This window comes from Pelosinus sp. UFO1, from assembly GCF_000725345.1.
Taxonomy (GTDB): domain Bacteria; phylum Bacillota; class Negativicutes; order DSM-13327; family DSM-13327; genus Pelosinus.
In genome coordinates, this window is the sequence record NZ_CP008852.1 from 3,109,122 (window position 1) to 3,129,727 (window position 20,606).

Genomic DNA, 20,606 nt, shown 5'->3' on the forward strand with positions numbered 1-20,606 from the left:
TATATGTTATATACACAATTTCACCTGTCTAATAGCATTTGCTATTTAATATTTTCTTTCAATACAATACTATTTACAAATGCCAAATTCAATGCCATTTTTTATTATAACCAAGAACAAATCATTTGTCTACTTACATATTATTTTCCTAGCCTCACCAATTAAGTACAAAGAACCTGCAATGCAGATCACATTGCCCTCTCCAGCTAATAATTTGGCTTTATCTAAACCTTCACTAATAGAGTGAGCTACTTCTACATAAGCCGCTTGTATTTCCCGGGCAACATCCTCTGGCTTGCCCGCCCGCTGAGAGATAGGAGCTACTACAACAACCTTATCCGCAGGACGTATTAGGGTTGTAACAATTGTTTTCACATCTTTATCTTGTAAAATCCCCAATAAGAATACAATTTCCTTATGACCATAAAATTGATCTAAATTTTCACGCAGCGCTCTTGCTCCATCTGGATTGTGAGCACCATCAATAATAATCGTTGGGCTTTTCGATACTATTTCAAATCTTCCAGGCCAACAAACCTTGCGCAAACCTTTTTCAATTGCTAGTAAATCAATTCTTTTTTCACTTTTCCCTAGGATCAATCCGGTCATAACAGCTACTGCACAATTATTAACTTGATGGCCACCTAGAAGATTAACAGCAAAGCTTCCAATTTCCCCTTGTTCTTTAAGCTTTACTCCCACTTTTTGATAATACTCATCCATTCCGAGAAAAGTCCCGGAAAAATCCTGTCCATATATATAACATGCTGTAGATTTCTCCTGAGCAGTTTTTATAATTACCTCTAAGGCGTGTCCTTTAGCTGCTGTAACTACGGGGACCCCTTGCTTAATAATACCGGATTTGTGATGCGCAATTTCTTCAATGGTGCTGCCACACTTATCCATATGATCTAATGTAACATTTGTAATTACAGATAAAATTGGCATAATAACATTGGTCGAGTCAAGCAACCCACCTAACCCCACCTCTATAACAGCATACTCTACTTCACACGATGCAAAATAGTAAAATGCTGCTGCTGTTAATACCTCAAACTCTGTTGGATGATCAAAACCTTGTGATACTATTCTATCCACAAATTGGCTTGTATACGCAATTGCTTGGGCAAATTCCTCTGGTGATGCCTCTTGTCCATCCACAATCATCCGCTCCGTATATTCCGCCAAATGGGGTGAAGTATACATGCCCGTTTTTATGCCTCCACTACTTAAAATAGAAGCGAGCATGGCAGTTGTTGAACCTTTACCATTTGTTCCTGCCACATGAATACTTTTAAACTTTTTTTCTGGATGATCCATTAATTCCAACAGCTTTTCAATTCGCGCTAAACCCAAGTTAATGCCAAACTTATTTAAATTTGCTAAGTAGTTTAAGGATTCTTCATATGTCATCCTTGTCACACCTTTCTAATAAAAAAGCAATTGAACCACAAAGACACAAAGGACACAAAGGGAACTATCATAAACTTCCTTCATACCTACTTTGTGTGCCGCCGCAGCGGCATTGTGCCTTTGTGGTTCTAATTTTGCTTTAATATAAATTTTCTTGTTTAGAATACTATAACGTAGACAAATAGGCTAATCTCTCGCGAATGGCTGTTTGTTTTTCTTGGTATTCACCTGCCTTGGCTTTCTCCTTGGCGATGACCTCTGCTGGAGCTTTGGCGACAAATCCTTCATTAGATAGTTTCCCCTCAATTCGAGCAATTTCTTTGTCCAATGTAGCCAATTCTTTATTCAAACGAGCTGATTCTTTTTCTACATCAATTAACCCTTTGAGAGGCAAATAGATTTCAACACCACTTACCACAGCAGTCATGGCATTTTCAGGTTTTGCTTCTGCATCACCTAATAATTGAATCGGTTCTGCAGCAGCCAAAGTTTTCAAGTATGGCAAGTTCGTTGCAAAAACTTCTTGTAGCTCTTTCGCAATAATTTGCAAAATAACCTCACTCTTTTTCCCTGGTGGCACATTGACTTCGGCGCGCATATTTCGAATGGACTTAATGGTTTCCATAATAGTATTCATTTGGGTTTCTACATCGTCATTCATCAATGCTGAACTGTCCAATGGCCAATCAGCTACCATAATACTTTGCCCTTCATGAGGCAAGTGCTGCCAGATAGTTTCTGTAATAAAAGGCATAAAAGGGTGTAATAGTTTTAGTGTATTTTCAAGTACATACCATAGGACATATTGGGCAGTTGCACGCGCTGTAGATTCTTCTTTATTATATAATCTTGCTTTTGCCATTTCAATATACCAATCGCAATACTCATTCCAAATAAACTCATACAGCAGACGAGCTGCTTCTCCTAATTCAAATCGTTCTAAATTACGTGTCACTTCATTCACGGTCTTTTCATAACGACTTAAAATCCACTTATCTGCTAAGGTAAAGTTGTCTTCCTGCTTTGCCCTTACTCCATAATTGGTTAATGTATCAACACTATCTACATCTTCCAAATTCATTAGCACGAAACGGGAAGCATTCCATAATTTATTGGCAAAGTTACGACTTGATTCTACTCTTTCCCAATAAAAACGCATATCATTTCCTGGTGTATTGCCAGTTACTAGGGTAAACCGCAAAGTATCTGCACCATTTTTATCGATAACTTCTAATGGATCAATCCCATTCCCTAAAGATTTACTCATTTTTCGTCCTTGAGAGTCCCGAACTAAACCATGAATAAAAACATGTTTAAAAGGAATTTCCTTCTTAAACTCTAAACCCATCATGATCATTCTAGCTACCCAGAAGAAAATAATGTCATATCCTGTTACTAATACACTGGTAGGATAAAATTGTTCTAATTCCTCGGTATCTTCTGGCCAGCCCATAGTGGAAAAAGGCCACAAACCGGAACTAAACCATGTATCTAGTACATCCTCATCTTGCTCAATCTTATGACTGCCACACTTTGGACATACGTTAACTTCTTCTCTAGTTACAATGGTTTCACCACATTCGCAATACCACGCAGGAATTCGATGCCCCCACCAAATTTGCCGTGAAATACACCAATCCCGTATATTGCTCATCCAATTAATGTACGTTTTTGTGAATCGCTCGGGAACAAATTGAATTTCACCTGAAGTCACAGTTTCAATGGCTGGTTCAGCTAGCGACTGCATTTTAACAAACCATTGCTTAGATACCAAAGGTTCTACAACTGTGGTACAACGTTGGCAATGACCTACTGCATGCATATGATCATCAATTTTCACCAAATACTCTTGCACTTCTAAATCTTTGACTAAGACCTTACGACATTCATAACGATCTAGTCCTGCATATTTGCCTGTACCTTCTGACATTTTGCCATCGTTATCAATGACTACAATTTGCGGTAAGTTATGACGTAATCCCATTTCAAAGTCGTTAGGGTCATGAGAAGGAGTAATCTTAACCGCACCTGTACCAAAAGCTTGATCAACATATTCATCGGCAATTACGGGAATTAACCTTCCTACTAACGGCAAAATTAAATTTTTACCAATCAAATGGCTATATCTGGTATCCTCTGGATTAACTGCTACTGCGGTATCTCCCAAAATAGTTTCTGGCCGCGTAGTAGCTACTGTCAAATACTCACCTTCACTCCCCTCTACTGGGTAACGAACATGGTATAAATGACCTGGCTTTTCTTCATGTTCTACTTCAATATCACTTAAAGCAGTATTGCAGCGTGGACACCAATTGGTTATCCGATTCCCCTGATAAATAAGGCCTTTCTCATATAAAGAAACAAAGACTTCTCGTACAGCCTTGGAACAACCTTCGTCCATGGTAAAACGCTCTCGCTGCCAATCACAAGAAGCACCCAAACTTTTCAGTTGTTTAATAATCCTGTCGCCATACTGTTCTTTCCATTCCCAAACTTTTTCAATAAACTTTTCCCGCCCCATATCATAACGAGAAATGCCTTCCTTTGCTAACATTTCTTCTACTTTAATTTGAGTAGCAATACCTGCATGGTCTGTTCCTGGCATCCACAATGTATTGTAGCCTTGCATACGGCGAAAACGAATTAAAATATCTTGTAATGCATTATCTAAAGCATGCCCCATATGTAGTTGTCCCGTTACATTAGGAGGCGGAATAACAATACTAAAAGGTTTTTTCCCCTTATTTACTTCCTGATGAAAGAAACCATTATCTTCCCAATACTTATACCATTTTGCTTCTACCGCTTGAGGGTCATATACTGTTGGAATATTTTTTTCTGTCAAAATTAACTCCTCCTACTTTTTGAAAAATAAAAAAGCCCCTTCATCCTAAAAGGACGAAAGAGCATACTTTCGTGGTACCACCTTGTTTCTTCGAGTAAAGGCAAAATAAAGATTTACTCGAACTCCAATACCATAACGGGGCATAACCGACTGCACCTACTATAAGTTCAATGCAATAACTCCAGGACTACCTTCCGTTACCCCATTCCGAGAGACCTTTCAGCCAAGGATCCCCTCTCTATTCGGCGGCAATAACGTACTCCTTCCTATCATCGCTTTTAATATATATACCATACTATACCTATAATATACAGTCTTTGTCAAGATTAGTGAAAAAATACTATGTCGATACTACTTAGGCAAAATCTTTTACAGGAAGCTTCAACAAATGCATCATCTGCAGAAAATTGTCAGCTTTTAACTCTTGCCCCGCTAGCAGAGCAATTTTAGCACAAGTTCGTGCATCATGCAGAGCATTGTGATGGTCAAAATCAATCTGAAAGCGCTGAGCTAATGTATTAAGCTTATAGTTTTCCCCACCAGGCCATGCTTTTTTCGCAATTTGAACTGTGCAACTATGTTTAAAAACTGGCATAGGCAATGAATATTCCCTTAGGACACCTCGTAGCACACTAATATCAAAAGTTGCATTATGGGCAATCACAATTTTATTTTCAAGATGCGGACGAATCCGTTCCCACAATTGATCAAAAGTTGGTTTATTCACTACATCTTCTGGGTGAATGCCATGCACCTGTATATTACGATAGTCAAATTTAAGAACTGGCGGGCGTATTAAAGAGTAAGCCGATCGGACGATTTGTCCATTTTCCACTGTTACCGCAGCCATGCTACACACACTAGAACGACTCGCATTGGCCGTTTCAAAATCAATTGCTACGAAATTCATTCTTATTGGCGCCAACTCGCGCACTTACTCCTCTCCATGATACATTATTTTCTTAGATACATATTCCTTAGTATATCATAATCTCGAGTAACATCGATAGCCTTAATTCAACTACATTCTTAAATTGCACTAATACACAAATTACCCAAATTCGCATCCTAGTTAGAATTAGAAGCCCTGAGAGTGAGTAAAGGATATTATAAAAGTACTACCCCGCCCCTCTTCGGACTGTACCTCAATACTACCATTATGCTTATTTATAATGCTTTCACAGATTGCTAAGCCCAAACCAGTCCCATTATCCTTTGTTGTATAGAAAGGATTGAATATTTTCTCTAACTTTTCCTTTGCTATACCACTACCTGTATCAGAAATCGTTACTACAATTTGTTCGTCAACTAAAGTCGTCCGAATTGTCAACATACCGCTATCATCCATTGATTCAATGCCATTGCGAGTTAGATTAAAAAGTACTTGCTTAATTTCTTTCTCGCTTAATAATTGATCCGGCAGATTTTCCTCTAAACATAGATCTACTACTACATTATTTTTTGTTGCATCCGTTGCCACAAGAGGAAATGCTTGCCTAATAATAGTATTAATATTGTGTTTGTTTCGTTCAATTTTGGTATTTCCTGCTAAAGAAAGAAAATCCGTAATAATGCTTTCAATGCGAATTAATTCTCCTAAAACAATATCAAATTGTTCATTTAAACTAGCTGGTACTTTCGATCCTAAATATTGCAAATATCCCTTAATTACTGTCATTGGGTTACGTATTTCGTGTGCTACGCCAGTTGCCATTTCTCCGATGAGATTCAATCTATCCATTTTATATAATGCATGACGCATTTGTTCATATTCTGTAATATCATGAAATATGGCTAGTGCCCCTTTATTTCGACCTTCCATGTCTCTTATCGGAATTGCGTTAATCAACATTTGCTTATTCATTATATCTTTAGAGACATTTCTCACCGCGATTCCTCGCACCGCTTTTTGCAAAGGACTATCTTTCCACTGAGTGCCAATGTGGGCTGTACGAAATTCAGGGTTTGCACCGATTAATTTTTCTTTTGTAAATCCAGGGAAAAATAAATCAATATAGGCTTGATTGCCATTTTTAAAATTACCAAGTTCATCTACCATAATAACCGAAAAAGGACAAAGATCAATGAGTTGATTAAAATCCCGAGCTGATTGCACAGCGCTCAATTGAGACAACTTTCGTATTGTAATATCTCTAACTGTGCATAAAACTGCCTCCACAATTCCCGCAGAACTATATAGAGGATAGAGATAATACTCAAAATAGCTGATTCCATAACTTGTTACTTGCGGATCCTTTAACTCATTTTCCACTGGTTGTCCCGTTGAAAAAACAGTTGTAAGGTCCTGTTCTAATTGCTCATTATGAGGTAACCCTATTTCTCTACGTTCCTTTCCTTCCATATCAGAAGGTTTTAAGCCGATATAACGTGCTCCAAATCCATTAACAAATAAGTACCTGTGTTGCTTATCAAATACACTTACTTGGTCTGGAAAACTACATTCCCTAACTGGATTATTAGCGATAATTTTTTCTAACTGTTCCTCTGTTGATTTTAAATTGCGGATGTACTCTTTAATTGCCCCTGACACAATATCTTACCCTCCAAAATTCACCTATCTATCAACATATTACAATATAACGATATGCACAATTTGTAATTTTATGGTAATATTTTCATGGTTTTAATTATAATTTAAATTTTTGTGTCTTTAGGGGGAGAAATTTTAAAATTAAAAAGAAAAAGACCAAAATACAAGGCAGAAATAGCCTTTTTTGGGTCTTTTTGTCGTATAGTTTATAGGTAAACAAAGTAAATATAAATGTGACATAATTTTAAATAATAAAATAAAACTAGCACCTATAAGAGCAACTTTTGTCCTGTGAATTTTTTCGAAATAATCACTGCATAACATATTACAAACAAAATCAAAGCAATCCAAGCTTGTTCTGATAACATGATATTCTCCTTACATCTTATTTTAAAAATTTCTTTGGAATTTCTCTATCTTTTAAAAAGGCTAAAGGACAGTTTAACTGTCCTTTAGCCTTTTTAATCTAATGTCTCATTCTATTAAAATCCGAAAAACATATTACTTTAACTTAAAACGTTCGAGCTAACTTTACCCTCTTATTAAATACTCTAACAGTATTTTAGTATCTTCTGGCTCTGAAGCAATAATTTCGATTTCATCAATTTTTGCTTCACTAAATATTTTTGATAATGCTAAGTACTGACACAATTTTGATTTTAAGTTTAACCGATCACCTTCTGAAGTTACTAATTCAATCTTCCCCTGACACTTATCAAGGACTTCTAAAAACTTCTCTACATTAGTTATTCCTATAATTTTCACAGTATATTCCTCCTTTTTATAAATGGAGCTCCTTAGACCAAGGTATGATAACTATCTCTTCGTCATGCCTCCATTTTTTTCCTGCCTAAAACTCATGCTGCTAGTTCACATACTACCAATAAAAAAACCGACATATTAACTATATTAATGTCTTATCGTAAGAGGTTATACAAGTAGAGCTATTACTCACGTTGTGAATAATAGCTCTACACCTAATTTATATTTCCCCTCCAAATTTATAATCTATAATTGATAGACTAGCAAATTAAGGATTGTTTTTTTCTTTGTTGTGTTCGGAATGCATCGGCCTCTTACCGTTCATCATATCGGATACATGCTTTTCAATGTTTGCTTTCATTTGCTCCGCTTGATCAGCTGAAATTCGCCCTGCCTTCACACCTTTTTCAATACGCTGCAGCATTTGTTCAACCAAAGTTGTCTTAAGCGTCTCTTCTGATACACCCTGTTCTTTGGCGATCTCCACTAAGGTTTTACCAGTTTTTATTTCATTTTTTAGGCTTTCATCACTCATTTTCAACAGTTCTAATAATTTCGTTTTATCAACGGGGGCATGGTGCATTTGTCCATGATTGTGATGCATATTCCCCTTACCATTCATCATATCTGATACATGTTTTTCGATATCGGCTCTAGTATATGATTTTTTGTTTTCAGGTAATTTACCCTCTTTTGCTCTTTCTTCCATATGCTTGGTCATTTGCTCAACCATAAAGTCTTTTAGCACCTGTTCTGATATACCTTGTTCTTTTGCAATAGCAACTAAAGACTTACCTTCTTTCCTTGCTGCTTCAAAGGTTTGGGCATCTATTTTTAAGAATTGGAGTAACGCTACATGATCTGCGTGATGATCTCTCATGCCTTCTTTTTTACCCGAATCACTTTGAAAAGATGCAGTTGATTGATTCGTTCTTATGTTCTCTTCTTTATCTGGAGCAGAAGCAGCCATAACTAAACTATTTGCTGTAAGCATTGTTGCAACACTAATTGCCAACATCCATTTTTTATTCTTGTTCATTATAGTAACCACCTTTTCTTTATCTTTTGTAGTGAAGACCATAGTTGTATTATGAAGCGCTAATTTTAGAATAACTTTTGATTAAAGAAAAGATGGCTTAGTTCTCTTTTGATACTTTGTTAATTGGAATCGATACTGTGAACTTAGTACCCACTCCCAACTGACTTTCAACCTCTATCTCCCCTCTATGTTTCTCAACAATCCATTTTGCAATTGCCAGCCCAAGGCCTGTTCCCCCTTTATCTCGAGACCTGGCCTTATCTCCACGAAAAAAGCGATCAAACACTCGGGGTAAATTTTCAGTAGAGATACCACATCCCGTATCCTTCACAGAAAAGACAATATCTTTGTCCACTTTACAAGCAGACACGAAAATAGTTCCTCCCTGGGTTGTATACTTAAAGGCATTGTCTAGTAATATAACGATTAATTGATGAATACGTTCTTGATCTGCAATAAGTTCTAACTTGGGCTCAACATGAGTGGAAAGATTAATTTTATTTAAGTCATCTAATGATCTAAAATGTTCGATTACAATTTGTATTACGTCACTAACATTAATCGGACCTAAACGCAGATCGGCTTTGTTCGCATCCGATCTTGCCAGGGTTAACAAGCTCGATATTAGTTTAGTCATACGTGCTGATTCCTTCATAATGTTATTAATTCGATAACTTTCTTGTGCAATCGTACGTTCTGGGTGCCTTAGCATCAACTCAGCATTACTATAAATTCCCGTAATTGGCGAACGTAATTCGTGGGATGCATCAGCAACAAACTGCTGCTGCTTTTCCCATGCAGCCTCAATAGGTATCATTGCCCGCCTAGCCAAAAGATGCCCAGCTAGTACAATGACAAGCATGCCAGCTATTAGTCCCCCAATAATAATCCAGAGAAGATTATTAAGTAGTCCAACCTCAGAGTCAACAATGCTAATCGCGACTACCTCTTTGATCTTAAATTCTTCTTTAGGGTTCGAAGTCTTATCATTAGGGTAAGGTACGATCAATCCACGATATACATGATTCTCATATTCTATTGTTTGCAATTCCCCTGTACTAATTTGTGAAGCGATGGCAATAAGATTACTACTCTCTTCTGTCCTAAAGGGTGTTAGATTGACAATATGTCCTTCCTCATCACGCAAGATCAGAAAGATTCTTGGATCTAATATAGGACGTCCCCTAGGCTGAGAGACACGACCATTTTCAATTCGCACGGAAGAAGCTTGAAACCTCATAGCATCATCCACTTTATCATAAAGCCGAAATGACAAATATCCATAAATAATTGAAGTAAGCGTAATAAATATGAGCAAAAATACTAGTGAATTTAAAGCTGTTAACTTACGAAGTGTTTTTTTAAACATCTTCTACTTCTCCTTAAGCATAAATCCAGAACCACGTACCGTTTGGATTATCGTATCTAAGCCGTAGGAGGCCAACTTTTTTCTCAAATAATGAATATATAGGTCAACAATGGCAATCGTGGTTTCGGAATCGAACCCCCAGATCCGATCAAATATCTGGTCCTTAGTAAGAATTTGCTCCTTATTTAAGATGAAAAATTCTAAAACTTCATATTCCTTGGCAGTTAATCCTAAAGATTGTTCTCCAAAAAAACCATCCCGAACTTTACTCTTAAGCAATATCCCCCCAAATGCTAATTCACCTTCAAACCCAACACTACTCTTACGACGAATTAGTGCTTTTATTCGAGCTAAAAGTTCTCTGATAGCAAAAGGTTTTACTAAATAGTCGTCTGCACCAGTCTCTAGACCAATGACACGATCGTCCACACTATCCCTTGCTGTAAGTAACAATATTGGAGTTTCATTTCCATTCGTTCTAAGGCTTTTAACTATGTCTAAGCCATTCACTTCAGGCAACATAATATCAAGTACTAGAAGATCATAGATACTTTGTTCCGCCATAAATAAGCCTTCATCACCTGTCGCAACCTCATCTACGCTATACCCTTCTTCTTTTAAAAGCGTAACTACAGCCTCCCTCAGTATGCTATCATCCTCAACCACTAAAATTCTCATAAAAACATCTCCTTACTCGCTATTGATACCGTATATTTGATTGGACAACTTGTATGGAGCCATCATTCACTCCTCCATGAAAGAGCATTTTTTATTGAATTATTTGTGAAATTTTTATTCCCCTCTCTTGTTTTGGATAGGGTCATTATGATTGGGTCATCAAGCAAATCAGGCTCCCAGTCCTTAACTTTTTTCTCAATCCAATCTGATTTTGCAAGGAAAAGTTCTTCTTGGCCCATAGAAACGTTTCTTATTGTGTCATTGTTCCCATCTATAGGTTCAGATATATATACGATTGCCGCTACGGGAGAAGCCATTAGGATAAAGGTTGTAACTATACTCAATATATTGTGCAGTAAGCGTCTTAGTAAATTTTTCATAATATACTCCTTTCTGTCTGAATTACATATATCACCCTATTATGAACTAAAAGTTTTAGTTTTTATTTTGAAAGATCCCCACTTTACTTTATCCTAACCAACTGATTACTTTAATAAACGTAAAACCTTACCACCCATACCCTGCTCCTAGGGTTAGCAATAAAGATTCTGTTTACCCTAAAAAAAAGCCCTCGCATAACCTGCGAGGGCTTACATGGTGAATATAAAGTTCAAATCACAAGGCGCACATAAATTATTGCATGAAGTTACCCTTGTTCTACTGTAACCTTATTCATTTTATCGCCTTTTTTAATTTGATCCACGACATCCATACCTTCAATGACTTTACCAAAAACAGTATGAACACCATCTAAATGAGGTTGTGGCTCATAAACAATGAAAAACTGGCTACCACCTGTATTAGGACCAGCATGAGCCATAGATAATGCGCCTCTGTCATTCTTATGAGGATTCCCCTTTGTCTCGCAAGGAATTTCATAGCCAGGCCCACCGGTACCGTTTCCTTTTGGGCAGCCACCTTGTGCCACAAAACCTTTAATTACTCTATGAAATGTAAGCCCATCATAAAAACCTTTGGTAATTAACTTTTCGAAATTAGCCACAGTATTTGGTGCTTCCTTGTCAAATAACTCAATTACAATATTACCCTTATCCATCTCAATAATTGCTTTTTTCATGATAATCCCTCATTTTTACATTATTTTTGCTATTATACCATAATTGACTAAGGATTACCAAAATACCTTACCTCATACCCCTGCCTCATACGAAGCCCCATAAATAAACCGTCTCACCTCAGAAAGATAGATGACTACTTATAGTCTCTTAGATATTTTATTCTGGTGGTGGACCATCATCTACGATTTCAATTATATTGGTATTCTCATCGGAATCAATACCACAAATGACATATTTATCTTTATATTTCTTACTGTCCGTAGAGGGTAAAACCACAGTTGCTTTTGTATTGTCCATGAAATCAACATCCACAAATGTTTTATTTTCTTTATTTTCAACGTTTGTTACCTTGCCAGTTTTAACCATCCAAAACACCTCCTTTATAATAGTATCTCCATTAAAACACTTTAATTAGACATATAAAAATTCCCTAAGTTGATTAAACTTAGAGAATTTAAAACTTTAACTATTCGTAATAAGGTACAATAGTGCTAATCCACCAATCGTTCTCATTACCTCTTCATGATGCTCTTTTTCACGTTGTTGACGCTCATGCCATTGCCATTCTTCCTCATGATGACGTCGCTTCATTTCCCTTTCATGACGCTCTCTTTCTTCTTGTATCCGATGATCTCGATCTTTATGGTGTTCGTATCGCTCTTCATAATCCTTATTTTCATGATGTCTTGGTGATGCTTCTATTACAGCCGTGCCTATACCTAATTGCATAATACCTATCATTGAGCAAATAATTCCTTTTTTTACTATACTATTCATGGAAGAACCCTCCTTTATTTTCTATTCTCATTATAATCTGGAAATGTGACAAAAATATGACTACACAGTCAATTTTTACATGAAAATATAAAAAGGATAACTTATCCGATGACTAAACCGCTCTAAGACTCCCATCTTCATCTCGTTAACAGCCTGTAATATCCTGCCCTCTGGTTAGGATAACAGTCTGTAAAACTCGAAGTAAGTTCGCTCTAAGGATTTTCGAATCCAAGGCTCACTTATATAAGTGGGAGTTAAGAGCGGCTAAGTCCCTGGATAAGTGCGACTAAGATTCAGATGGAGTTAAAACTCCATCTGAATCAAGTCTTCTTTATCAGGCTTACTATGCCAAAGCAAGCTATTACGAAGCCTGAAATTTGATTAATCCACTTAAGTCTTTGAGAATCAATTTTCCCACGAAGTACATTCACTGTTCCACTTAATATCAACCACCAAAGCATTGAACCAACAAAAACACCCAGAACTAACAAAGCTGCTAACACATAATCCCCACCAGTTGTTGCTATCCCTAATCCTGCAAAAACTGCCGCAAAAGACATAATAGTCATTGGATTCGTCAATGTTAAGAAAAAGGCTGAGACGTAGGAACTTAATTGACTTTTACCTTCTTCCTTTAAGGTTATTTCTGCTGGAGTAGCTTGGAACGTTACATAGCCAAGATGAAGTAAAAATAGTCCGCCAATCAAACGAAAATAGACTTGATTATCTAGTAAAAAGGTGGAAATAACTGTTATGCCAAAGGCAGCAACTAAGCCATAAATACCATCAGCCGTTGCCGCACCTAACCCTGAAAGGAAACCATTAAAAAAACCATTTGCTAATGTACGCCTAATACAAAGAACTCCGATCGGCCCAACTGGTGCGGCTATCGAAAATCCGAGCAGTACTCCTTTAATGAAGAAGGGCATTTCCATCCTACTTTAAACCTCCTTACATTTTTATTGGTAATATTGGAGTTTCTTTAATGGTTGATAATATTATAGTGGTTCGCGTTTTAGCCCCTGGCAAAGCCTTTATTTCTTCACTGATTAACCGTTCTAGATCACGAGTACCTGAACAACGCACTTTAATAATATAATCTTCCGCTCCAGCTATGTGATGGCACTCCATAATCTCGGGAGAATTATTAACTAAATGCAGGAATGCTGCCCTATTCTCAGGTTTATCCAATGTGACAGATATCAAAGCTCCTAAGCCACAACCTATCTTTTCAGGGTCTATCAATGCTGCGTAACCTTTTATTATCCCCATTTCCTCTAACTTACGAACCCTATCAGCCGAAGCTGGGCCGGACAATCCGAGAAGCGTTCCAAGTTCTGCCCACGTTGTACGAGCATGTTCCATAAGTCGTTTAATAACTTTCAAATCGTTATTATCAATCATAATAAACCTCCACAATGAATGTAATAACACTATAATACATTTGATTATAATAAAAGTAAAGATCGATTATAAAAGAAAAAGAGCCCGAAGGCTCTCCGTTATTTTTTTAAAATTTAGCGTAAAAATTTGATCGTAACGTCAGGCAAATATTTAGCAATTGAGCTAAATATTTCTGTCTTAATCTGATCATCTTTAACTAAAGTTTCGATTGCATTGCGTTCAATCACTATATAAGGTTTTACGACACCTAGCAATGGATGATGAAGAGCAGAATCCAATGTTCCACTTTTCGCCTCAACAACGTGAACCCCGTCCATCATCAACGTATATGTGCCAACAATATTTCCGCCTTCTGTCACTTGTAGTCCCACCATATTTTTACGACCTGATAGCATATGATCCATTATTGAAAAAATATGGGGGTGTTGTTCTTTAAAACTAGTAAGCAATTCACGGCGAAAGTTAAGTAAATCTTCTTGAATTAAAGTGTCTATACTCATTCTTAATTTCCTCCTTTGCAATGTGCTAGGATTTAGGATTCCCACTACAAAGTAATCTTATCATTTTAATTAATGGTATTATATCCAAGAAGACCCGAAAATTCGCTTATTCTGCAGAAGTATTTACGATCCTTCACTATACTGTTTTCTAATAATAAAAAACATTCTTTGAAAGTCCAAAGGCTACTGCTTTCGATAAACTAGCCAAATAGTATTACATCAATTTATTAATTTTTACTTGTTTTATGAAAGCTTCCACTTCAATCTTTTCTATCATTCCTGCGCCATGATGCAAAGCATTCGATGCCGCAGTAGCTGTAGCTAATTTGATCATTTCCTTTATTTCCATCCCCCGCGCCATCCCTACGGCAAATCCAGCTACAAGGGCATCACCACAACCAACAGGATTTATTGCATCGATATGAGGCGGAATTACTTGAAATACTTCTCCTTGATAACCTACTAACGCGCCCCGTGAACCCATAGATAAAACAAATAATTGAATACCCTCATGCAAATAGTGTTGAATGGTAGCACAGATCTTAGCATCTGTATCCAGTGAATACCCCAGTACCTTTTCTAACTCTTCTATATTAGGCTTTACCATATAGGGCCTACCCATTAAGCCCTCACTAAAAGAATCACCACTACTATCTAATACGGAATAAGCCCCATTTCTATTCGCTATTTCAATCATTTGTTTATAAATAGTAGGGGGAACTCCTCTAGGAATGCTACCTGACATAGCGACAACTCTAGCCTTTCGTGAAAGACTATCAAACTTTTCTAAGAATGCCATCAATTCTTCCGGTCTAATCTTGGGCCCATTTTCTAATATTTCTGTACTTGCATGATTGCTTAATATATTAATGCATAACCTAGATTCTTCCCTTATTTCTTGAAGATCGCACTGGAAAGTTTGTTCACTTAAACTTTTGCCAATATATCTGCCGTTATATCCCCCAACAAAACCTGTAGCTACTACTTCCTCACCAAGAATACTTGCTACCCTAGCAACATTTATCCCTTTACCACCAGGAAGAGCAGTAACTTTTCTTGTACGATTTACTTGTGTGAGTGCAAAGTGATCTACAGCATACGTTTTATCAATTGCTAAATTTAAAGTAACAGTTAGTATCACCATCTTCACCCCAATGCTTATTTTTTGAAAATGAGGACTACTAATGATTAGTAGTCCTCATTTGTATCGTCTACAGCAGCATAGAATTCTTACGACTACACCAATGAAAATTTATAATAGACATCTTCCCAATACGCCTTATCTTTCGGGCTATACTCTATTATCGTGCAGGAATTTTTCACGATTTGTCTCAGTTCTGACAACCCTTTAGCCTCTCCCAGTGCTTTCATTTGTGTTAATATATTTCCCATCGAACTAGCCTCTACCGGTCCTGCGATAACAGTTTTTTTCGTTAGATTCGCTGTGATTTCACATAATAAGGAATTTTGGGCACCACCGCCAACCATGTGGATAACTGATATAGGATGTTTGATTGCAGTTTCTAGTTCATCGACCATCTTTTTATAAGTACAGGCTAAACTTTCAATAATACACCTTATCATTTCAGCTTTATTATTAGGAATATGTTGCTTTGTTTTTAGGCAATAGTCTTTTATTTTATTAGGCATATTCCCTGGAGATAAAAATGTATGGTCACTTAAGTCAATGAAGGACTTATTTTCTTTAATTTTTTCTGCCATTTCAACCATGAAAGGATAACTAATCTCTTCACCATTACTTTGCCAATATCTTCTGCACTCTTGCAAAACCCATAGTCCTGTTATGTTTTTTAACAGCCGAACCGTATCATCAATTCCTCGTTCATTCGTGAAAAATACTTTACTTGTATATTCATCTATGATTGGCTCCTTAATTTCCACCCCGATCAAAGACCATGTACCACAGCTAATGTATGCTGAATACTCCTGAGATATCGGAACGCTAACTACTGCCGACGCAGTATCATGAGATGCGGTAGAAATTACTTTTGTTGTATTGCATTTTGAATTCCCCAATATATTCGAAGACAATGCACCTAATACAGTCCCCGATGAAACAATCTCCGGTGTAAACCATTTTTCATTAAATCCCAGTTTGTTTAAAATTTCTATATTCCACTGGCGTTCATAAGGATCTAACAAGGAACTAGTACTTGCAATTGAATATTCAGTTGCTTTTATCCCCGTTAAAAAATAATTAATCAAATCTGGCATGAATAAAAGTTTATCTATGTGATCTAATAAGGGTGAACGATTATACACCATGGAATATAACTGAAAAATGGTGTTGATTTGCATAGGTTGTATACCGGTCTTCTTGTATAATTCTTGCTCTGTTATCTTCTTATGCAAGATTTCTGGGATATGATTGGTTCTCTCATCTCTATAATGAATAGGATTACTTACCAATCGACCTCTTGTATCTACTATTCCAAAATCAACACCCCAAGTATCGACTCCTAAAGATGCCACTTCCTCTTGTACATTACTCATACCTTGCTTTATCTCTTCGAAAATTAGCGGCATATCCCAGTATAGAGTATGACTAAGAGTAATAGGATTATTGTCAAATCGATGTATTTCTTCTAGATTTATTTTGTTTCCATCAAACGTTCCTACTATGCATCTACCACTACTAGCCCCCAAATCGACAGCTAATAGGTTTAGGTTTTTCACAATATCCCCCCTTTTTGGGAACTTATAATGGGTAAGGACTAACTCCAGTATTTTAACTATACAGAGCACCAAATGTTTTACATGCCGCATAATCAGCCTGTTCTAAATTCTCCGTACCAAATGAATTCCAAACTTTTGGTCTAAAGATCCGCTCTTCAGAAACATTATGCATATTAACAGGTATTCTTAGCATTGAGGCTAATGTTATTAATTCTGCACCTATATGTCCATAACTAATTGCTCCATGGTTTGCCCCCCAATTATTCATAACCGAATAAACATCTTTAAAAGCTCCCCTACCCGTTATGATTGGTGCAAACCATGTAGTTGGCCATGTTGGATCCGTTCTATCATCAATTTTATCGTGTACCTCTTTGGGTAATTCAACGCTATGGCCTTCAGCTAATTGCAATACAGGCCCCACCCCTTTAACAATATTCAATCGAATCATGGTTAAAGGCATACCCCCTCGAGTTAGAAATTGGGTAGAGAATCCACCACCCCTAAAATATCCAAGATTGGCAGCTCTAAATCGCGTGGCTTTTAAACACGCTGTTACTTCATCATCTGTAATCTCCCAATAAGGCTTAATTACTGGCTTATTTTCTCGTATTTCTCTCCCAGTACCATCTAAAGCCGCCGACCCAGAATTAATTAAATGTATAATTCCTTTCTTACCATAGCCTTCTAGGTCATAGCCAGTAACACGTTTGACTGATTCAGGACTCCAATAAGTACGTACATCAGAAAAAATTTGAGCTGTATTGGTTAATAAATTGCCTAGCAACATAGACACTCCATTTAAGGAATCATTTTCAGTTGCTATCAAATAGGGTGCTCTTTTGCCATTCCAATCAAAAGAGGAATTTAATATGGTTTCCATAAAATCTCCATTAGGAAAATGATCAGTCCATTGTCGTTGTCCTTGAAAACCTGAAAGAATAGCATTATGCCCTAAAGCCTCTTCCCCAAATCCTAAAGCCTGTAACTTCTGATTTCCCACCATTAAATCTCTGCCAATTAGAGTCATCTTTACAATTGTTTCCCAATCCTTATCTTTCTGCTCCCGAGTAAGCTGTGCGTCTTTAGGGTTGTTGTCCGGGCCTTCTTGGCAATTTTCTTTAACCCAAGCTAAAGCTCTTTTATATTCATCTTTATCATATATTTCTTTATCAATACGACGTATGAATTCTGACATATCAATATATTCATTGCGCATTCCTAAATAATCCTGAAAGAAGGATGCATCTACGATGGAGCCTGCAATTCCCATGGATACAGACCCCATCGATAAATAGGATTTCCCTTTAATCGATGCAACAGCTAATCCAGCCTTAGTAAATTGGAGTAATTTGTCTTTTACATCCTGGGGTATCGTTGTATCAGAAGAATCTTGTACATGTTGCCCATATATCCCAAAAGCAGGAATCCCTTTTTGTGCATATGCCGCTAATACTGCTGCTAAATAAACAGCACCTGGTCGTTCTGTACCATTAAATCCCCATACAGCCTGAGGAATTTTAGAGTCCATATCCATCGTTTCTGACCCATAGCACCAACATGGCGTTACTGTTATAGAAAGCCCTACATTGTTTAGTTTAAACTTTTCTGCAGCTTCTGAAGCTTCTTTAACGCCACCGATGCAACTGTCAGCAACTACACATTCTACAGGTTTCCCATCTGAATAGGTTATGCTATCACTTAAAAACTTCGCTACACTCTTTGCCATATTCATCGTTTGTTCTTCTAAGGATTCCCTGACTCCGTTCCTCCTGCCATCAATTGTTGGCCGAATACCAATTCTTACATAGCTATTTTTGCTCACTTTTTTCCCCTCCATCAGTACTTATTTCTTTAAACATTTTTTACCTGGATGTCTTCCTACTACTTTGTATACCTTTTCCCTCAACTCTAGCAACTGTGTTACCTGTTCTGCCGATAATTCCTTAGGAGTTCCTATATTACTAGATAAATACAAAAGTTTTGCATAAAACTCTAAAGACTCCATTTTATAATAAGCACTTACAACATTTTCCCCATAAGTGACTGCACCATGATTAGCAAGTAATACTGCATCATACTCTTCTAAATAAGGTAATAAAGAATCAGGTAATTCGGTTGTGGATGGTGCCCCATATTCTGCAATTGGAACAATTCCAAGTGCAATCGTTGCCTCTGGCATAATTTGCTTATCCAATTGTTTATGACATATAGCGTGAGCTGTCGCATGTAAAGGATGGGCATGAACTACAGCGCTAATATCCCCTCGCTTCTCATATATTTTAAAATGCATCTTAATCTCAGAAGATGGTCGCAAACCTTGAAGGTTGTCTTCAATAAGTTCCCCATTTCCATTAATTTTGCAGAGCATTTCTGGCGTCATAAAGCCTTTCGATACACCAGTTGGCGTGCAAATAAACGAACCTTCCCCTAACTTAGCTGATATATTCCCATCATTCGCAGCTACCATATCTTTTAGATACATCCTTCTTCCCATGTCGCATATTTGATCACGTAAAAGTTTTTCTCTTGTATCCAACGTTATATCCCCCATCATTATCTATATTTAAAATATTCTCGCAATTTAAATTTATAAAGAACTCAATGAGAAATCCTAGTTACTTTATCCGCTGAGCCAACTAGATTAATTTTGTTTTTAACAACTGCTTTCATCGCATCAATCGCTGGAGTAAAAAGTTTGCGGGGATCATTTTCGGCAGGTTTTTCATAATATACGGTTTGGACAGCAGCAGAAAATGCAATTTTAAGTTCTGTCGCGATATTGACCTTACTAATACCTAATTCGATACATTTTTTCACACTCTCATCAAGTAAATCAGAAGCACCATGCAACACTAGAGGAATGGATACTAACTTGCGAATTTCTGCCAACCTTACATAATCCAATTGTGGCTTCTTTTTATACAAACCGTGGCAAGTGCCAATTGCAACTGCCAAAGAATCCACTCCTGTCTTTTCGATAAAATCAAAGGCTACTTCTGGATTGGTATACACACCATCCCCCATGATACTCAAATCATCTTCTACACCGCCAATTGTCCCCAGCTCAGCTTCAACGGGAACCCCTAGGGCGTGGGAAAGTTCTACCACTTTTTTTACAATAGAAATATTCTCGGTATAAGGATGCTTGGAACCATCAATCATGATGGAGGTAAAGCCAGCTCTAAGACACTCCAGAACCATATTGTAATCTTCACCATGATCTAAATGCATAACAATCGGGATATTGTATTTGTCGGCAGCCGTTTTAGCCATAGCCACTAGGTAATCTGCACCAGCAAACCGTACTGTGCCTGGCGTTGCTTGCAAAATAACAGGAGAGTTACTTTCAAATGATGTACTAGTTACGGCTTTTAATGTTTCTAAATTATGAATGTTAAATGCACAAATAGCATACTTGTTATCTCTAGCATGTAGGAGATACTTTGTTGATGTTACTAATCCCATATACTCCACCTCTTAAATTTACAT

20 protein-coding genes and 1 other annotated feature are annotated in these 20,606 nt (G+C 37.1%); all 20 genes read right to left on the reverse strand.

The features are described 5' to 3' along the window. Positions 1 to 129 precede the first annotated feature (129 nt). The 20 genes from UFO1_RS14760 to gatY all read right to left on the reverse strand — a co-directional run bounded on the left by UFO1_RS14760 (position 130) and on the right by gatY (position 20,582). Positions 130 to 1,413 (reverse strand): folylpolyglutamate synthase/dihydrofolate synthase family protein, encoded by a 1,284-nt coding sequence (locus UFO1_RS14760; RefSeq protein WP_038672007.1) that lies wholly within the window; start codon positions 1,411 to 1,413, stop codon positions 130 to 132. A 166-nt stretch (positions 1,414 to 1,579) separates the two neighbouring features. Continuing rightward, positions 1,580 to 4,258 carry a valine--tRNA ligase gene (locus UFO1_RS14765; protein ID WP_038672010.1) on the reverse strand — a complete coding sequence of 893 codons (2,679 nt, stop codon included), beginning with the start codon at positions 4,256 to 4,258 and terminating at the stop codon, positions 1,580 to 1,582. 46 nt (positions 4,259 to 4,304) lie between these two features. Further along, positions 4,305 to 4,540 (reverse strand) — a binding site (T-box leader). A 73-nt stretch (positions 4,541 to 4,613) separates the two neighbouring features. After that, positions 4,614 to 5,192, reverse strand: coding sequence for a 3'-5' exonuclease (locus UFO1_RS14770; protein ID WP_236639211.1), 579 nt, complete (start codon positions 5,190 to 5,192; stop codon positions 4,614 to 4,616). Positions 5,193 to 5,336: 144 nt separating this feature from the next. Next, positions 5,337 to 6,809 carry an ATP-binding protein gene (locus UFO1_RS24115; RefSeq protein WP_051788957.1) on the reverse strand — a complete coding sequence of 491 codons (1,473 nt, stop codon included), beginning with the start codon at positions 6,807 to 6,809 and terminating at the stop codon, positions 5,337 to 5,339. Between the two features lie 531 nt (positions 6,810 to 7,340). Next, positions 7,341 to 7,574, reverse strand: a complete 234-nt coding sequence (locus tag UFO1_RS14780) for a hypothetical protein (protein WP_038672011.1) — start codon at positions 7,572 to 7,574, stop codon at positions 7,341 to 7,343. A 265-nt stretch (positions 7,575 to 7,839) separates the two neighbouring features. Then, entirely contained in the window at positions 7,840 to 8,610 is a 771-nt protein-coding gene (locus tag UFO1_RS14785) for a DUF2680 domain-containing protein (RefSeq protein WP_038672014.1), read from the reverse strand. A gap of 97 nt (positions 8,611 to 8,707) precedes the next feature. Continuing rightward, positions 8,708 to 9,979: a cell wall metabolism sensor histidine kinase WalK gene (locus UFO1_RS14790; RefSeq protein ID WP_038672015.1), complete on the reverse strand. Its 1,272-nt coding sequence runs from the start codon at positions 9,977 to 9,979 to the stop codon at positions 8,708 to 8,710. A gap of 3 nt (positions 9,980 to 9,982) precedes the next feature. Beyond that, positions 9,983 to 10,657 (reverse strand): response regulator transcription factor, encoded by a 675-nt coding sequence (locus tag UFO1_RS14795; protein ID WP_038672018.1) that lies wholly within the window; start codon positions 10,655 to 10,657, stop codon positions 9,983 to 9,985. A 62-nt stretch (positions 10,658 to 10,719) separates the two neighbouring features. Continuing rightward, positions 10,720 to 11,037, reverse strand: a complete 318-nt coding sequence (locus UFO1_RS14800; protein ID WP_038672020.1) for a hypothetical protein — start codon at positions 11,035 to 11,037, stop codon at positions 10,720 to 10,722. A 266-nt stretch (positions 11,038 to 11,303) separates the two neighbouring features. Further along, entirely contained in the window at positions 11,304 to 11,735 is a 432-nt protein-coding gene (locus UFO1_RS14805) for a peptidylprolyl isomerase (RefSeq protein WP_038672022.1), read from the reverse strand. A 157-nt stretch (positions 11,736 to 11,892) separates the two neighbouring features. Further along, complete coding sequence (locus tag UFO1_RS14810; protein WP_038672024.1) at positions 11,893 to 12,102, reverse strand: hypothetical protein; 210 nt, start codon at positions 12,100 to 12,102, stop codon at positions 11,893 to 11,895. Positions 12,103 to 12,198: 96 nt separating this feature from the next. After that, complete coding sequence (locus tag UFO1_RS14815; protein WP_038672026.1) at positions 12,199 to 12,513, reverse strand: hypothetical protein; 315 nt, start codon at positions 12,511 to 12,513, stop codon at positions 12,199 to 12,201. Between the two features lie 320 nt (positions 12,514 to 12,833). Next, a complete protein-coding gene (locus UFO1_RS14820; protein WP_038672028.1) occupies positions 12,834 to 13,448 on the reverse strand; it encodes a LysE family translocator in 615 nt (204 codons plus the stop codon). A 16-nt stretch (positions 13,449 to 13,464) separates the two neighbouring features. Then, entirely contained in the window at positions 13,465 to 13,917 is a 453-nt protein-coding gene (locus UFO1_RS14825) for an Lrp/AsnC family transcriptional regulator (RefSeq protein ID WP_038672029.1), read from the reverse strand. Positions 13,918 to 14,030: 113 nt separating this feature from the next. Then, entirely contained in the window at positions 14,031 to 14,417 is a 387-nt protein-coding gene (locus tag UFO1_RS14830; RefSeq protein WP_038672031.1) for a hypothetical protein, read from the reverse strand. 214 nt (positions 14,418 to 14,631) lie between these two features. Continuing rightward, positions 14,632 to 15,561 carry a 1-phosphofructokinase family hexose kinase gene (locus UFO1_RS14835; protein ID WP_084159840.1) on the reverse strand — a complete coding sequence of 310 codons (930 nt, stop codon included), beginning with the start codon at positions 15,559 to 15,561 and terminating at the stop codon, positions 14,632 to 14,634. 92 nt (positions 15,562 to 15,653) lie between these two features. Further along, a complete protein-coding gene (locus tag UFO1_RS14840; RefSeq protein ID WP_051788958.1) occupies positions 15,654 to 17,114 on the reverse strand; it encodes a rhamnulokinase family protein in 1,461 nt (486 codons plus the stop codon). Positions 17,115 to 17,166: 52 nt separating this feature from the next. Continuing rightward, positions 17,167 to 18,939 (reverse strand): L-fucose isomerase, encoded by a 1,773-nt coding sequence (locus UFO1_RS14845; protein ID WP_236639212.1) that lies wholly within the window; start codon positions 18,937 to 18,939, stop codon positions 17,167 to 17,169. Positions 18,940 to 18,960: 21 nt separating this feature from the next. Then, positions 18,961 to 19,653 (reverse strand): class II aldolase/adducin family protein, encoded by a 693-nt coding sequence (locus tag UFO1_RS14850; RefSeq protein WP_038672037.1) that lies wholly within the window; start codon positions 19,651 to 19,653, stop codon positions 18,961 to 18,963. A 62-nt stretch (positions 19,654 to 19,715) separates the two neighbouring features. Continuing rightward, positions 19,716 to 20,582: a tagatose-bisphosphate aldolase subunit GatY gene (gene gatY, locus UFO1_RS14855; RefSeq protein ID WP_038672039.1), complete on the reverse strand. Its 867-nt coding sequence runs from the start codon at positions 20,580 to 20,582 to the stop codon at positions 19,716 to 19,718. Positions 20,583 to 20,606: the final 24 nt, after the last annotated feature.

Coding starts and splice junctions, on each gene's coding strand:
- UFO1_RS14790 (WP_038672015.1), bottom strand. CDS start 9,979: ATGTTTAAAAAAACACTTCGTAAGTTAACAGCTTTAAATTCACTAGTA.
- UFO1_RS14795 (WP_038672018.1), bottom strand. CDS start 10,657: ATGAGAATTTTAGTGGTTGAGGATGATAGCATACTGAGGGAGGCTGTA.
- UFO1_RS14825 (WP_038672029.1), bottom strand. CDS start 13,917: ATGATTGATAATAACGATTTGAAAGTTATTAAACGACTTATGGAACAT.
- UFO1_RS14800 (WP_038672020.1), bottom strand. CDS start 11,037: ATGAAAAATTTACTAAGACGCTTACTGCACAATATATTGAGTATAGTT.
- UFO1_RS14785 (WP_038672014.1), bottom strand. CDS start 8,610: ATGAACAAGAATAAAAAATGGATGTTGGCAATTAGTGTTGCAACAATG.
- UFO1_RS14760 (WP_038672007.1), bottom strand. CDS start 1,413: ATGACATATGAAGAATCCTTAAACTACTTAGCAAATTTAAATAAGTTT.
- UFO1_RS14815 (WP_038672026.1), bottom strand. CDS start 12,513: ATGAATAGTATAGTAAAAAAAGGAATTATTTGCTCAATGATAGGTATT.
- UFO1_RS14835 (WP_084159840.1), bottom strand. CDS start 15,561: ATGGTGATACTAACTGTTACTTTAAATTTAGCAATTGATAAAACGTAT.
- UFO1_RS14810 (WP_038672024.1), bottom strand. CDS start 12,102: ATGGTTAAAACTGGCAAGGTAACAAACGTTGAAAATAAAGAAAATAAA.
- UFO1_RS14820 (WP_038672028.1), bottom strand. CDS start 13,448: ATGGAAATGCCCTTCTTCATTAAAGGAGTACTGCTCGGATTTTCGATA.
- UFO1_RS14805 (WP_038672022.1), bottom strand. CDS start 11,735: ATGAAAAAAGCAATTATTGAGATGGATAAGGGTAATATTGTAATTGAG.
- UFO1_RS14830 (WP_038672031.1), bottom strand. CDS start 14,417: ATGAGTATAGACACTTTAATTCAAGAAGATTTACTTAACTTTCGCCGT.
- gatY (WP_038672039.1), bottom strand. CDS start 20,582: ATGGGATTAGTAACATCAACAAAGTATCTCCTACATGCTAGAGATAAC.